The organism is Pantoea sp. At-9b, assembly GCF_000175935.2.
Taxonomy (GTDB): Bacteria; Pseudomonadota; Gammaproteobacteria; order Enterobacterales; family Enterobacteriaceae; genus Pantoea.
In genome coordinates this window covers 1,601,377-1,615,179 of record NC_014837.1, presented here as the reverse complement: position 1 = coordinate 1,615,179, position 13,803 = coordinate 1,601,377, and the positions used below count along the sequence as shown (strand labels likewise).

At 55.7% G+C, this 13,803-nt stretch carries 12 protein-coding genes; 4 read left to right on the top strand and 8 right to left on the bottom strand.

The features are described 5' to 3' along the window. Window positions 1-106: 106 nt before the first annotated feature. A complete protein-coding gene (mdoC, locus tag PAT9B_RS07310; RefSeq protein WP_013508616.1) occupies window positions 107-1,231 on the top strand; it encodes a glucans biosynthesis protein MdoC in 1,125 nt (374 codons plus the stop codon). A 31-nt stretch (window positions 1,232-1,262) separates the two neighbouring features. On the opposite strand, the gene PAT9B_RS07305 is transcribed toward mdoC, so the two are convergent. Then, window positions 1,263-2,723 (bottom strand): phospholipase D family protein, encoded by a 1,461-nt coding sequence (locus PAT9B_RS07305; RefSeq protein ID WP_013508615.1) that lies wholly within the window; start codon window positions 2,721-2,723, stop codon window positions 1,263-1,265. A gap of 154 nt (window positions 2,724-2,877) precedes the next feature. Between PAT9B_RS07305 and PAT9B_RS07300 the strand changes: the two genes are divergently transcribed. Further along, window positions 2,878-4,038, top strand: coding sequence for a hypothetical protein (locus PAT9B_RS07300; protein WP_013508614.1), 1,161 nt, complete (start codon window positions 2,878-2,880; stop codon window positions 4,036-4,038). Here PAT9B_RS07300 and PAT9B_RS30900 read toward each other — a convergent pair. The 7 genes from PAT9B_RS30900 to PAT9B_RS07275 form a co-directional block, all read right to left on the bottom strand. Then, window positions 4,035-4,208: a hypothetical protein gene (locus tag PAT9B_RS30900; RefSeq protein ID WP_013508613.1), complete on the bottom strand. Its 174-nt coding sequence runs from the start codon at window positions 4,206-4,208 to the stop codon at window positions 4,035-4,037. The genes PAT9B_RS07300 and PAT9B_RS30900 overlap by 4 nt on opposite strands. A gap of 42 nt (window positions 4,209-4,250) precedes the next feature. Further along, a complete protein-coding gene (locus PAT9B_RS30895) occupies window positions 4,251-4,394 on the bottom strand; it encodes a hypothetical protein (RefSeq protein ID WP_013508612.1) in 144 nt (47 codons plus the stop codon). A gap of 106 nt (window positions 4,395-4,500) precedes the next feature. Then, the gene (locus PAT9B_RS07295; protein WP_013508611.1) at window positions 4,501-6,699 is read right to left on the bottom strand and encodes a TonB-dependent siderophore receptor; all 2,199 of its coding nucleotides are present in this window, start codon (window positions 6,697-6,699) and stop codon (window positions 4,501-4,503) included. A gap of 190 nt (window positions 6,700-6,889) precedes the next feature. Beyond that, entirely contained in the window at window positions 6,890-8,260 is a 1,371-nt protein-coding gene (locus PAT9B_RS07290; RefSeq protein ID WP_013508609.1) for an efflux transporter outer membrane subunit, read from the bottom strand. Beyond that, on the bottom strand, window positions 8,257-9,345 hold the full coding sequence (locus PAT9B_RS07285; protein ID WP_013508608.1) for an HlyD family secretion protein: 1,089 nt from the start codon (window positions 9,343-9,345) through the stop codon (window positions 8,257-8,259). The genes PAT9B_RS07290 and PAT9B_RS07285 overlap by 4 nt, the downstream gene beginning before the upstream one ends. Continuing rightward, the gene (locus tag PAT9B_RS07280) at window positions 9,342-11,027 is read right to left on the bottom strand and encodes an MFS transporter (RefSeq protein WP_013508607.1); all 1,686 of its coding nucleotides are present in this window, start codon (window positions 11,025-11,027) and stop codon (window positions 9,342-9,344) included. Before PAT9B_RS07280 ends, PAT9B_RS07285 begins: the two co-directional genes overlap by 4 nt. A gap of 2 nt (window positions 11,028-11,029) precedes the next feature. Continuing rightward, on the bottom strand, window positions 11,030-11,461 hold the full coding sequence (locus PAT9B_RS07275) for a MarR family winged helix-turn-helix transcriptional regulator (RefSeq protein ID WP_013508606.1): 432 nt from the start codon (window positions 11,459-11,461) through the stop codon (window positions 11,030-11,032). 433 nt (window positions 11,462-11,894) lie between these two features. On the opposite strand from PAT9B_RS07275, the gene PAT9B_RS07270 reads away from it, so the two are divergent. Further along, entirely contained in the window at window positions 11,895-12,137 is a 243-nt protein-coding gene (locus PAT9B_RS07270) for a biofilm/acid-resistance regulator YmgB/AriR (protein WP_013508605.1), read from the top strand. 155 nt (window positions 12,138-12,292) lie between these two features. Further along, window positions 12,293-13,771, top strand: coding sequence for a SulP family inorganic anion transporter (locus tag PAT9B_RS07265; protein ID WP_013508604.1), 1,479 nt, complete (start codon window positions 12,293-12,295; stop codon window positions 13,769-13,771). Window positions 13,772-13,803 lie beyond the last annotated feature (32 nt).

Genomic DNA, 13,803 nt, shown 5'->3' with positions numbered 1-13,803 from the left:
ACAGAATCAACCTATAGTATACCCCGTTTACAGCCGGTAGAATTTTCCTCCGGCATAATCCGGTTTCAGGGCGAAACCGGCCAGGACACAGAACAATTGGATGCTTATGACTGCAGCAAAATCCGAACGCGAATATTTTCTCGATTCGATTCGAGCTTATTTAATGTTATTGGGCGTGCCCTTCCACGTCTCCCTGATTTACTCGACGCAAAAGTGGGCAGTAAATAGCCAGGATGCCTCGATGTGGCTGACGGTGTTCAATGACTTTATTCATGCTTTCCGTATGCAGGTGTTTTTCGTCATTTCCGGCTATTTTTCCTACATGCTTTACCTACGCTACAAGCCGCAACGCTGGCTGAAGGTGCGTCTGGAGCGCGTGGGGATACCGCTGCTGACCGCCGTCCCCCTCATCACTCTGCCGCAGTTTTTTCTGCTAAAAAATCTGACGGATAAAGTAGGAGATTGGGACAGCTTCTCCCTGTATCAAAAGTACAACGCGCTGATGTGGGACCTGATTTCCCACCTGTGGTTTTTGGTGGTGCTGGTGATCCTGACATCGCTGGGCATGCTTACCTTCCGTTGGCTACGTACCCAACATCGGCAGATCGATTATACCCGCGTCGGTTGGGGTAAACTGACTCTGGCGCTGCTGGCGTGGTCGCTGATTTGGTGTGTGTTCCGGCGCGCGATCTTTTATTTCCAGCCCGCATGGCTGATGGATGGCCTGTTCAGCACCGCCGTGATGCAAAGCCTGTTCTTCCTGCCCTTCTTTATGCTGGGCGCTCTGAGCTGGAAGCATCAGGCGTTGAAGGCGTTATTTGTGCGTTTTAATCCGGTGATGTGTTTCGGTGCCATTGCGGTGTTTGTGGCCTACAGCCTGAACCAGCGCTTCAGCAGCGGGGATGGCTGGCTGTATGAGATCGACAACGTGATTTCCACCCTGATGGGCCTGTGCATGCTGAATGTCTGCTTCTGCTTCGGGCATAAACTGCTGAACAGCCACTCCCCTCGCATCATGTATCTGGTGAATGCCTCGCTGTTTATTTACCTGGTGCACCATCCACTCACCCTGTTGTACGGCATTTTTATCACCCCGCTGATCAGCAACGATACGTTGGGCTTTTTCGTCGGCCTGATGATGGTGTTTGGTGTGTCATTTACCCTGTATGAAATCCATCTGCGCATTCCATTGCTGCGCTTCCTGTTCTCCGGGAAACCGCAACGCGCATAAACAAGGGGCCAGCTAAGCTGGCCCCTGGCTTTTACAGTAACCACTCCACCGGCAAATGCCACACCAGCCGCACCAGCAGACGTTGGACCCAGCTGCATTGCGGCTCATGGATATGGACCACTTCCTGCGGCTCGTCGGGGTATTCGACCCAATTCACGCGCCCCCAACCATCCAGGCGCAGGGTCCAGGCACGATCGCGCATCCCCTGAATAAAACGCTGGTGCGTGCGCTGCGCCAGGCTGTCGCTCTCAATCACCAGTCCCATTTCCGTGTTCAGCACTGCCGAGCGTGGATCGAAATTGAACGACCCAATAAACACTTTGCGATTATCCACGGTAAAGGTTTTGGCATGCAGGCTGGAACCGGAATTACCGGTCAACCCACGATCGTGCGGGGCTTCGCTGGCGTTGGCCTGCGGTTTCAGTTCGTATAAGGCAATGCCGTGGCGCAGCAATTTCTTGCGCCAGCGCGCATAACCCGCGTGCACCACACTAACGTCATTGGCGGCCAGCGAATTGGTCAGCACCGCGATTTTAACCCCACGTCGTTTCAGCGCCAGCAGCTGCGCCACACCGGCACGTGTCGGGACAAAGTAGGCCGAGATAATATCGAACTGCTGCTGTGGCGTGCCAATCACTTCCAGCATCCGCTGTGGCAATAAGGAAGACCGCTTCGCTTTACCCAGCCCCTTGCGCGGATCATCACTTAACAAACGCGTGCTGGCCCAGGTCATACTCAACGAACCTTCCGCCATTTGGCTAACAAACGAGGAGTGCTCGAGGCGTGCCAGGTAACGTTGTACCGCCTCGCTATCTTGCCAGTCTTCTGGCAGCCGCACGGCAGGATGTGGTTCGCTACTGACCTCCACCACCTTACGTAACGATGACACCGCCTTGCTGTGCCAGTAGCGTTCAAAATCCTGCGCCACTTCCGCCACCACCGGTCCAATAGCCATCACATCGAGGTCGGTAAACAGCGGCTCATCGCCGGTGCCAAAATATTCGTCGCCGATATTGCGCCCTCCTACCAGCGTCGCGGCACCGTCCACCGTCAGGCTTTTGTTATGCATACGACGGTTGAGGCGGGCGAAATCCGTCAGATAACCGAGCATGCGTAAGGTGCGAAACGAGAAAGGGTTAAACAACCGCACGGCGATATTAGGATGACGATCCAGCGCCGCGAGGGTGTCATCCAGGCCGGGCGTGTTGTTGTCATCCAGCAGCAAGCGCACTTTGACGCCCCGCTCTGCCGCCTCCAGCAGCGCGCTGAACAGCAAGCGACCTGACATATCGTTTTGCCAGATGTAGTACTGCACATCGATGGTGTTTTGCGCCATCCCCATCAATAAATACCGTGCCGCGAAAGCATCCAGTCCATCGTTGAGAGCGTGGATGCCGCTCAACCCCGGATGCTGCGCACAGCGCGCATCCACAATCTCATTGAGCCCATTTTGGTGTTTTTCCTCAGAATGGTGTGGTGCGACTTGGCTCATACCGGTTCCCTGTAACTCATCATCTTCTTATTGTTGGTGGTCGTACACGGCGTCGCAATCAGAGCCTTCCGGTTGCGTCTGCTGGCCTGCGCTTAATTTAGTCTAGACTTAGCGGAACGTTCTGCATTCGGCGTTCCCCGTGAGGAGAGGAAAAATGGCGCAGCACCCCCTTGATCCCCCGTCCCCGCGCTATCAGCCCCGGCTGTTTCGCAGTTTTTTCCAGGGCAGCTTCCCCTGCTCCACGTCCCGTCGTGCCGGTGGGCGGCGACTGGATATGGTGATCAGCAGCGGCCATGACATGTTGTTGGAGAAAGATTACGCCGCACTGGCCCAGGAAGGGTTACGCACTGCGCGTGATGGGGCGCGTTGGTATCTGATCGAAGCGACGCCGGGTGAATATGACTGGCGATCGTTTCTGCCGATGGTGCACGCGGCGGCGCGCCACGATCTGCAAATCATCTGGGAACTGGCGCATTTTGGCTATCCCGACCATCTCGATATCTGGAGTGCCGCCTTCGTTCAGCATTTTGAACGCTTTGCCCGTGCGATGGCGCAACTGATGCGTGACGAAGGGGTGGAGCAGCCGTTTTTTACCCCGATTAATCAGATTTCTTTCTGGTCGTGGGCTGGCGCGGATGTTGCCTGGCTCGACCCCTACTCCAGCCAGCGCGGTAAAGAACTGAAACGCCAGCTGGTACGCGCTTCACTGGCGGCAATGCATGCGATTCGTGAAATTTACCCGCAGGCACGTTTTGTGCTGACTGACCCACTGGTGCAGGTTGCCACCAATCCCGACAACCCGGACAGCAAACCCTATGCCGATGCACAACATCAGGCACAATTTGAAGCTTGGGACTGGCTGGCCGGACGCGATGCCCCGGAGTTGGGCGGCAGTGAGGATTTTCTCGATATCCTCGGACTCAATTACTATCCTGACAATCACTGGTTTTTCCCCGGCGAACCTTTACCGGTGGATCATCCCGTGCGCCTGCCGCTGCACCGTTTGTTATTACAATGCTGGCAACGTTACCAGCGTCCTATGTTGCTGGCAGAAACCGGTGCCGAAGGTGATGCCCGGGCTGCATGGCTGCATCAGGTCAGTGAAGAAGCGATGCTGGCGCTGGATGACGGGGTGGCGCTGGAAGGGATTTCGCTCTATCCGGTGGTGGAATATCCGGCATGGGCCGATGATCGGCGTTCGCCCGGGGCGCTCTTTGGTTTGGGTGATCCGAATGGCAATCGCACGTTACATGAAGGGCTGGCGCTGGAACTGCGTAGTCAGCAGATTAAGTGGCATAACCGCCAGCAGGATTAAGATTGCTGAGAATTGGGATGTTTAGGACCGCAGGTTTGTACATCAAGGGATTGATCGGCGGGATGGCGCACATCGGTCAGCCAGGTCATGGTAAACAGGAACACCACACCAATCAGACAGGCAGAAAGCAGGCCAATTATGGCGATCAATTTGTCATCGCGGGATTCCATCGACATCTCCTTACAGGCTTCCGATACCCGTTGCAGCAAGCCTTAGCTCATCCATAACGTCATCATCAGGACAAAGATTATAAGGGTAACCGAGGTCACTGCAAGGACCACAATGGCAAACTGCGCATCGTCGAGCGGCTGCCGCAGAGGTTCGTCATGATCGTCAGGTGGTGCAGGTGAACTCATGTTAACTCAGCAAAGATAAAGGGATCGACCAGCAAGATTACCGCATCGAGTGTAATGCAAAGCCAACAAAATGAAAACGGGGCGCCTATGCGCCCCGTTGATGGGATTAGAAGTCGTAAGTCATGCTGACTTTTAAGGTGCGCGGATCGCCCTGCGTCAGGTAAGTCCCTGAGTAGTCGATATTCGCCCAATACTTCTCGTTGGTGACGTTTTCCACCGCCACACGCCACACCACATCATTCTGATTGATCTTCGTGCGATAGCGCAGGCCCAGATCCAGGGTGGTGTAAGAATCAATGCGTTTGGTGTTCGCCGAATCCGCCCACTGTGAACCCGTATGGTTGAGCAACGCCGTCGCCGTCAGACCATCGATCGGTTTGATGTCATATTCGGCACCCAGCGCATAGTTGTAACGCGGCACACCGATTGCCTGTTTACCGTCGTACTGCCCCTGCGCCGTTTTCACCATCTCCGGGTTGATCCAGGTGGCGCTGGCGTTCAGGCGGAAACCGAGCACGGGTTCACCGAACACGTTAAGCTCAGCACCACGATGGCGCTGCTCGCCATTCATGGCAAAAACGCCATTGCTGTCGAGAATCCCTGACGGTTGCTTAATCTCAAACAACGCCAGCGTACCGCCGACACGGCCAAAATCACCTTTGACACCAACTTCATTCTGCTTCGAGTGCGCAATCCCGGTCACTGCACCATAGTTGGTGGCACTTTTCGGTGCTACCGCACCCGGCTGCAACGCTTCGGTATGGTTGGCATACAGGGAAATTGACTGCCACGGCTTGTACACGATGCCGTATGTCGGCATCCAGCGGCTCTGCGTATAACGCGAGCTGACGTCTTCAGCCTGGGTGTTGTAATCGTAGTTACGCACCCACACTTTCTGATAACGCGCACCGACGGTGAACAACAGCGTATCGTTAAACGCACCCAGCGTATCGCTCAGCAGATAGCCCTGAGTACGGGTACGCGCGGTGGTTTTCGGATCATAGAATTCGCCACCCGCATAAGTTGGCGTTGGACGCGCCACCTGCACCGGATCGTAGATATTGTAATTGTTGCCGGCGAACGACATGCGGTAGGCGTTTTTCGCATTGGTGGTCAACGCGGAATAGCCGACATTAACTTTGTGCGAAATCGGTCCGGTAGCGAAGTCGCCACGCACGCCCACCATGCCGCTCATGTTGTCCTGGCGACGGTTGGTGTCGAAGGTATTGATGGACACGTCACCGTTAGTATTCAACAGTTTTGGCGTGGCGTAGTTACCAATTTCATGGGCATGCTGCGCACCCAGTGCGGCATACGCGGTCCAGCTGTCGGTGAGGTCATACTCGGCTTTTGCCATGCCCCATTCATTTTCAATGTTGCTGAATACCCAAGGCTGGCTGTAATTGGTGGAGTTGGACGGCACCGCCGGCAGCTTATCCACGCCGCTGATGTTGACGCCCATACGACCATCATGGAAGGTCTTTTTCTGGTAGCCAATATCCAAAGAAGTACGCAGACGTTCACCACGGTAGTCAAGACCGATAGACGCCGCAGTGGTGCGTTTCTTCTCGCCATTCACACCGGTTTCGCCTTCGCGGTTAACGGCATTGAAGCGCACGCCAAACTGATTGTTATCACCAAACCGGCGGCCAATGTCGAGACTCCCACCTACCTGCGAGGAGGAGGTGTAATCGACGCCCACACGGGTTAATGGCGCGTCGTCAGCATGTTTCGGTTCCAGGTTGATCAGGCCACCCACACCGGTGCTGGCAGCACCGTTAAGCAGGCCATTCGCCCCTTTGAAAATTTCGACGCGATCGATCAGCGACGCATCCATCACCTGGCGCGGCACAACGCCAGGCAGGCCACTAAACGTCATGTCATCGCCATCAAGGCGGAAACCACGAATACGGTAGCTTTCGGCGAAGTTACCGTAACCCTTGACGTTTTGCACGGTGGCATCATTGCGAATCACATCGGCAATGGTTTTTGCCTGCTGATCCTGAATCGCTTTGGCGGTGAAGCCAATCACGTTGAATGGCACATCCATGGCATTCTGTTCGCCCAGCATGCCGAGGCGGCCGCCGTGCGCCACCTGACCGTCCAGATAGGCTGGCACCAAATCGTTACCACCAGGCTTGAAGTCAGCCTGCGGTGTTGCTGTCACAGTCAGCGTCTGTTGTTCTTTTTTTACCGCATCTGCGGTGGTGGTGTTGGTAGCAGCCATCACTGGCAAACAACCGGCGCTGACCATTACGGCCAACAGCGTCGGTTTCAGTCCGGGATTGAAAGGCGTAGTGCGCATGGATATCCCCTAATGCAAATTCAATTGATAATCATTTTTATTGCGGTTTGCGATTATGCTGAGGACGGCGCTGAATGCAAGAGAAATCCAGGCATTTTCTTAACGAATTCCAGACAGGTATGACAAAAATCGAGGGATACGTTGACGTTAGCGTGGATCAGCGCGACCTGGCGCGCTGATGTTGCGTAGTTTAACCCTGCCAGCCACCTCCCAGTGCCCGATAGAGTTCGATTTGCGCCAGCAATAGGGTGTTTTTCACACTCACCACGCTGAGTTGGGTGCTGAACAGGGTGCGCTGGGCATCCAGCTCATCCAGGTAGGAAGCATAACCATTTTGATAGCGGTTACGCGCGATACGCAGCGCTTCGCTAACATCGCTCTGCTGCTTTTCCAGTTCGACCAGTTGTTCCTGATTGCGCTGTATCGCATCCAGTGCCGTGTCCACTTCAGCAAAGGCATTTCTCACCACTTTTTCATAGCCATACAATGCCTGATTGCGTGTCGCCATCGCCACATCAACCTGGGCCGTCAGGGCTTCGCGGTTGAGAATCGGTGCCAGCACGCTGCCGCCAATGCTCCACAGGCGGAACGGATTCGCCAGCAATTCATGCAGATGATAGCTTTCGAAGCCACCGCTGGCGGTGAGGTTCAGGGTGGGCAGCAGCTGTGCTTGTGCGGCAGCCAGCGACGCGTCAGAGGCCAGCAACTGGCGCTGTGCCTGGACAATATCCGGACGACGATTAAGTAACTGCGATGGCAACAGGTTCGGCAAGGTCTGCGGCATCACCTGGTTGAAATCGTCAGCGCGGGCGATCTCGCGTGGGTTCATCCCTACCAGCACGCTCAGGGCGTTTTCCTGCTGGGTAATCTGATGCTGCAATTGTGGCACCTGCGCTTTGGCCGTCTGATACTCCGACGATGCCTGCATCCATTCCAGCCGGGATGAATAGCCGGTCTCAAACTGACGTTGTGCCAGTTTGAGTGAATTGGCACGCGACGCCAGGGTGGCTTCGGTGACGCGCAACTGTTCATCCAGCGCACACAGGCTGAAATAACCCGACGCCACCGAGCTGGCTACGGTCAGCTCCGCTGCTGACGCCGCCGCGCGTTGTGCCGCCAAAGAAGCCTCAGCCGCGCTGATGCTGTTGCTGCGGCTGCCCCACAAATCGACCTCGTAATTGGCCTGCAACGATGCCTGAAACACCGCATTCTCGTAGGGCAAACCGGTAGCGGCGGAGATGGCGCGCTGATGCGTCGCACCCGCGCCCGCCGTCAGACTGGGATAATTATCCCCCTCAGTCGCACGCAGTTGCGCGCGATATTGATCGACCCGGGCACGGGCGCTGAGAATATCACTGTTATGCTGCAACGCCTGGTTCACCAGGCGGTTCAGATGTTCATCGCCAAAGGTATGCCACCATTGTGCCTCTGGCGCAGCCGCCGGCCCCACCTGCTGACGCCAGCTTTCCGGGATTGGCAATGACGCAGGCGCTTTGGTGACCTCAGTGGCACAGCCGCTCAGCCATAATGCCGCGAGCGTAGCTAACAACACACGGCTCATAGCTTGTCCTCACGCGGCTCAGCGGCGGTGTCGATATCCACCTCAACTGACATCCCCGGGCGCAGTGCCTGCAAATCCCCATGCACCTTAATGCGCACCGGAATACGCTGTGCAATTTTGACAAAGTTACCCGTGGCGTTATCCGGTGAAATAGCGCTGAACTCCGAACCCGCCGCCGGTGAGATGAACTCCACCGTGCCGTCATAACGTTTACCATCCAGCGCATCCACGCGAATGGTGACCGGTAAACCCGGCCGGATACGCGCCAACTGGGTTTCTTTCAGGTTGGCAATCACCCATTTATTGTCCGGCACGACCGACGTCAGGCGCGTGCCCGCCGTGACAAAGGTGCCTTTACGTACCGATAATTGCCCGAGTTGGCCGTTATCCGGGGCGATGATACGCGTATTGGCGAGGTCAATTTCTGCCAATTCCAGGGCCGCCTGCGCATTGGCCACATCACCCTCCAGTGAGGCGCGATTCACAATCACCGTTTGCAGATTCTGCTGTGCGACGGCCAACTGCGCTTCGGCCTGACGCACCTGCGCCTGGGCCTGGGCATCAGCGGCGCGGGTGGCATCACGTTCGCGCACCGACAAGGAACCATCTGCCGTAAGATTTTCCACCCGCTTTAAGTCGAAGCCACTTTTCAGCGCCTGCGCTTTGGCATTGTCCAGCGATGCCTGGTTGCTGACGATGGTGGCCTGGGCGCTTTTACGCTGCTGCTGATTGTTATTCAGGGCGGCTTGTTTCATCGCCAGTTGTGCCTGTGCCTGATGCACGCGCTGGCGATAAATACGATCATCGATGGTCATCAGCAGTTGCCCTTTCTCCACCGGCTGTAAATCCACCACATTGACGGAGGTGAGATAACCGCTGACCTGCGGGCTGATAAACGTGACCTGCCCGCGCACATAGGCGTTCTCAGTGGACTGAATGGTGCTGGTAAAAGGCCACAACTGCCAGGCATACAGGATCACCAACACTCCGACCAGTACGATGCCGCTGCCAGCGGCAATCGAGAGGATACGTCGACGGTTGATGCGCTCGCGTTCCGCGGCCTGAAGATCGTCCTGTTGACTCATGGGGTCTCCGTTCGATTAACTGATAATGCCTGCTGGCGCTGTTCCGCCAGGTTTCGTCGCGCCTGACGCCAGTTGAGATAACGCAGGCGCGTCAAACGCCATAGCACCCACATTAGCGTCACCAGCGCCAGACCGGCGGTGAGATAATAGGTATCGTTATAAGCCAGGATATTGGCCTGCAGGGTGGACACCGTTTGCAGCTGACTGCCACTCTGGGCGCTGAGTAGTGCACCATCCGGGAGTTGACTGCTGAATAGCGCGTTGTACTGGCTCAAACGCTCAGTCACGTTGGGATTGAGTTGCGACAGCTGGTCGCCAAGCAGGCTGGAGTGATATTTTTCACGCCACGTCTGGAAAGTACCAAGGATCGCCGCCCCAATCAGGCCGCCGAGGTTCTGACTCATGCCAAACAGCACCACAAAACTCACCAGGTTTTTCGGTTGCGTCACTACGCTGCCGATGCCAAACAGCATGGCAGGCGTCATAAAGAAAACGCTGCTAAAGCCCAATAAAAATTGGCTGAAATACATGTTATCGCCGCGCGTCAGCGGGCTGGATTGCGCATCCATCAGCGAGGCGATGATCATCACCACCAGCGAGAAAACGATCGGCCAGCTGAGATGGCTGGGACGAATAGTTAGCGCGCTCAGCACCATACCGGCCATCACCCCAAAGATGATCGCCAGTGCCATACCGCGCATCTGGTCGTTAAGCAGCCCCAACTGCTGTAAAAACCCGACCGCTCCGGTGTTCTGCTCCGCCAACACAATACGCATCATGATCATCACAATCCCCAGTCGGACCATCATGCCGTTGCTGAGCCAGCGCGTGTTAATCAGTGGATTCTGTCGGTTATGCTCCAGCACCACCGCGGCCACAATCAACACCAGCGCAATCGCCAGCGCGATGCCCAGCCACGGCGTAGTAAACCACCATTCAATGCGCCCCAACGACAACACGGCGCAAATCAACGCCATACCCGGTGCCAGCAGAATAAAGGTGAGGAAATCAAGTTTTTCAAAGGCTTTGATGCGGTCACCGGGGGGCAGTTTCACCACCAGAACCGCACCCAGCGCAATCATCGCCAGCCCCAGTTCGAACAGATAAAGCCCACGCCACTCATCCAGTTGCAACAGCTCCGTGGAGAACAAACGCGCCAGCGGGATTGCCAGCTGTGAGGCGGTCAGGCCAATCACCAACGCTTTGAGACGATGTTTCGCCGGCCAGGCCTGGACCTGGTAATAGATCCCCAGCGAACTGAGCGCCGCGCCGACCATACCATGTGCAGTACGGACGATAATCGCCGAGCTGAGGTCATTGGCCAGTAAATGGAAAAACGCCACCAACACGTACAACACCAGAAAAGCTTCGGTGAACAGGCGGAGACCGAACTGCTGGCGAAACTTCACCAGCAGTAAATTGATGGAGATATTGCCCATCACATACACCGCCGGGAGCCAGGCGATCTCATTGGAATACGCGCCGAAAGTGCCTTGCAGATTGGTGAGATTGGCGGTGACCAGCGCGTTGCTGAGCGCGCCGGTGATGGAGATCAGCATACCAATCAAGCCGAAGGCGATACGCCTGCCGGGAGAATGGAGAGGCGTAGAAGGCGAACCTGGCAGCATCGGCTTTTCATGCGGCAACCATTCTCGCTGGGCGTAGGGATTACGCTTCGCCATGGCTAGAGGGTTCCCAGCCGCGTCAGCAGTTGCTGCAATACCTGTTCGGTGATTGCCAGCGCTGCGGGATCGATATCCGCCAGCAATTGCGCGCGCAACGCATCCGCCTGGGTTTTTACTTCAGCATACGCGATGCTGCCCTGCTCCGTCAGGACCAACAGCCGTTTACGGCGATCTTCTGGCGGCTGCACCCGCGCCAGCAGTTGTTGTTTCACCAGCCGATCAACCAGCGGCACGACGCTGGCTTCTTCCAGGCCAAGCAGCTGTGCCAGTGCTTTTTGTGTCGGTGGTTCGCTGGCCGTCGCCACCGTAGCAATCGCCATCCAGCTACTCATACTCATGCCGCTCTCTTTCAGACGACGATCGACAGCCAGTCGCCACGCATGGGCAGTGAGATGTAATAAGCGGGAGAAGGGTTGGGGATAATCGCTCAAAGAGTAGCAGCCTAATGGTTAGATATCTAACTAAATAATCCGCTATTATACGCAGACCCTGTTGCGAATGAAAAGCGTCCATCGCTCGTCTCCATACGCCCCGATAATTGTAGTGCAAATCCATCATCAGCAATGAAGCTGTACAGCTTCCGTGTATAGGTTCTGTCACAAAAATTTCGCTATATCTGGCTGTAAGCTAATTGGTAGCACAAAATGATCATGATTTTACTTGTACAGATTGCGTTGCGTTGTATAAGTTTATTTCCCACAGGGCCGCTAATGGTCTCGTAACGAATGATGCATCTTGCGTCGCCTCTGAAGGTGTCCGTGGATTTCCACCTTCAGAGGTGCTTTTTTGGTGAATTGGGGTCTTTCACGCCTGTCCGCGTGAAAGTTTTATTATCAGCGGATGTAAAATCTCAGGGCTACACACATGCAAAACGCCGCCATCAGCCACGACATTGAGGAAGATTTCAAACCTGCGAGTTATAACGCGGAAGTCTTCGCTCAGGTTATTGGTGAAATCCTGCAAACCGGTATGCCAGTGACGAATAAAGCCATTATTTCGGTGCTTATCTCCCGCCTGGAGTTGGAAAATGATGTGACGCAACTGGATATCTATCGTCAGTTGCTGGAAAAGGTAGTGAATAAAACGCCTGATGACCTGGCGTTTTAACCCCTGTGACGGCGCAATTTATCGCGCCGTATCCCTTTTCTGGTCTGGCATCGCACCACATTCACCGGTAACATCCCTCCTCTTGTCTGTTTCTCATCTGGTTACTGCCTTGCCCTTGCGGTAAGCGCAACATAATAAAAGAGCCTGCGAAATTTATGAGTCAACCCACTGAAGACCTCACGGTGCGCCGCGTCTTGCGCTCGCCAGCTTTACTCACCCGGGAATGTCTGGCTGGTGTGATTACCGCATTGGCGCTGATCCCAGAAGTGATCTCCTTTTCGGTCATTGCAGGTGTTGACCCCAAAGTCAGCCTGGTGGCGTCCGTGGTGCTGTGCCTGACCCTTTCCCTGTTGGGCGGCCGTCCGGCAATGGTGACAGCGGCGGCAGGATCGGTAGCGTTGGTGATCGGTCCGATGGTCCATGCCCATGGCGTGGCCTATATTCTTCCCGCCGTGATAATGGGTGGCGTCATCCAGATTTTGTTCGGCCTCGCCGGAATGGCACGCATGATGCGCTATATCCCGCGCTCGGTGATGATTGGCTTTGTCAACGCTCTGGGGATTTTGATCTTTTTTGCGCAGGTACCGCATGTCTGGGGACAATCCGGCCTGGTATGGCTGCTGTTCGCGGTAACGCTGGCGATCGTGCTATTGCTGCCCAAGGTGCTGAAAAGCGTGCCTTCTCCGCTGGTGGCGATTGTGGTGGTGACAGCGATTGCACTGTTGATGGGCTATCGAGTACCGAACGTCGGGGATGAAGGCCCGATGAGCAGCGGATTACCGGGTTTCACCACGCTGCTGGTGCCGCTTGACCTGCAAACCCTGCAAATTATCTGGCCGACTGCGTTAAGTATCGCCTTTGTTGGTCTGATGGAATCGCTGCTGACTGCCAAACTGGTGGATGATATCACCGACACCCCGTCCAGCAAGCGGCGCGAGTCGTGGGGACTGGGCATCGCCAATATTCTCGCCGGGTTTTATGGTGGCATCGCCGGTTGCGCAATGATCGGTCAAACCATTGTTAACGTGGAGTTGGGCAAAGCGCGTACCCGTGTTTCGACGGTGGCTGCTGGCGTGGTGTTATTGCTGCTGGTAACCGGGCTGAGCAAGCTGATGGCGCAGATCCCAATGGTGGTGCTGGCGGGCATTATGATGGTGGTGGCAGTGAAAACCCTGAACTGGCATAGCCTGCACCCCGCCACGCTGAAACGCATGCCGTGGTCGGAGACGCTGGTGATGGTACTGACAGTGGCGGTAACCGTCTGGACCGGTAACCTGGCACTGGGGGTGTTAGTTGGCGTGATCCTCGCCATGATGCTGTTCGCGCGCCGTGTTGCGCACGTGATCCATGCCGAGCGCCAGCTGAGTGACGATGGCGAACAGGTACATTACCGCGTGCGTGGACCGCTTTTTTTTGCCAGCAGTAATGATTTGTTTGAGCATTTTGACTACGCCCACGATCCTGCATTGGTGACCATTGATTTGACCCATGCGCAGATTTGGGATGCTTCCAGCGTCGCCGCGTTGGACGCGATTGAGTACCGCTATCAACGTCATGGTGCGCAGGTGACCTTTATCGGGTTGGATAACCGTAGCAGTGATTTCCATCGTCGCCTGACCGGGACGCTGGGTTAAAATGTAAAAAAGCCAGGCGCGTTACCGCGCCT

Excerpts from the sequence above, each read along its gene's own strand:
- PAT9B_RS07300 (WP_013508614.1), top strand. The coding sequence starts at position 2,878 with ATGGCGCAGCACCCCCTTGATCCCCCGTCCCCGCGCTATCAGCCCCGG.
- PAT9B_RS07280 (WP_013508607.1), bottom strand. The coding sequence starts at position 11,027 with ATGGCGAAGCGTAATCCCTACGCCCAGCGAGAATGGTTGCCGCATGAA.
- PAT9B_RS07290 (WP_013508609.1), bottom strand. The coding sequence starts at position 8,260 with ATGAGCCGTGTGTTGTTAGCTACGCTCGCGGCATTATGGCTGAGCGGC.
- PAT9B_RS30895 (WP_013508612.1), bottom strand. The coding sequence starts at position 4,394 with ATGAGTTCACCTGCACCACCTGACGATCATGACGAACCTCTGCGGCAG.
- PAT9B_RS07305 (WP_013508615.1), bottom strand. The coding sequence starts at position 2,723 with ATGAGCCAAGTCGCACCACACCATTCTGAGGAAAAACACCAAAATGGG.
- PAT9B_RS30900 (WP_013508613.1), bottom strand. The coding sequence starts at position 4,208 with ATGGAATCCCGCGATGACAAATTGATCGCCATAATTGGCCTGCTTTCT.
- PAT9B_RS07285 (WP_013508608.1), bottom strand. The coding sequence starts at position 9,345 with ATGAGTCAACAGGACGATCTTCAGGCCGCGGAACGCGAGCGCATCAAC.
- PAT9B_RS07295 (WP_013508611.1), bottom strand. The coding sequence starts at position 6,699 with ATGCGCACTACGCCTTTCAATCCCGGACTGAAACCGACGCTGTTGGCC.
- PAT9B_RS07265 (WP_013508604.1), top strand. The coding sequence starts at position 12,293 with ATGAGTCAACCCACTGAAGACCTCACGGTGCGCCGCGTCTTGCGCTCG.
- mdoC (WP_013508616.1), top strand. The coding sequence starts at position 107 with ATGACTGCAGCAAAATCCGAACGCGAATATTTTCTCGATTCGATTCGA.
- PAT9B_RS07270 (WP_013508605.1), top strand. The coding sequence starts at position 11,895 with ATGCAAAACGCCGCCATCAGCCACGACATTGAGGAAGATTTCAAACCT.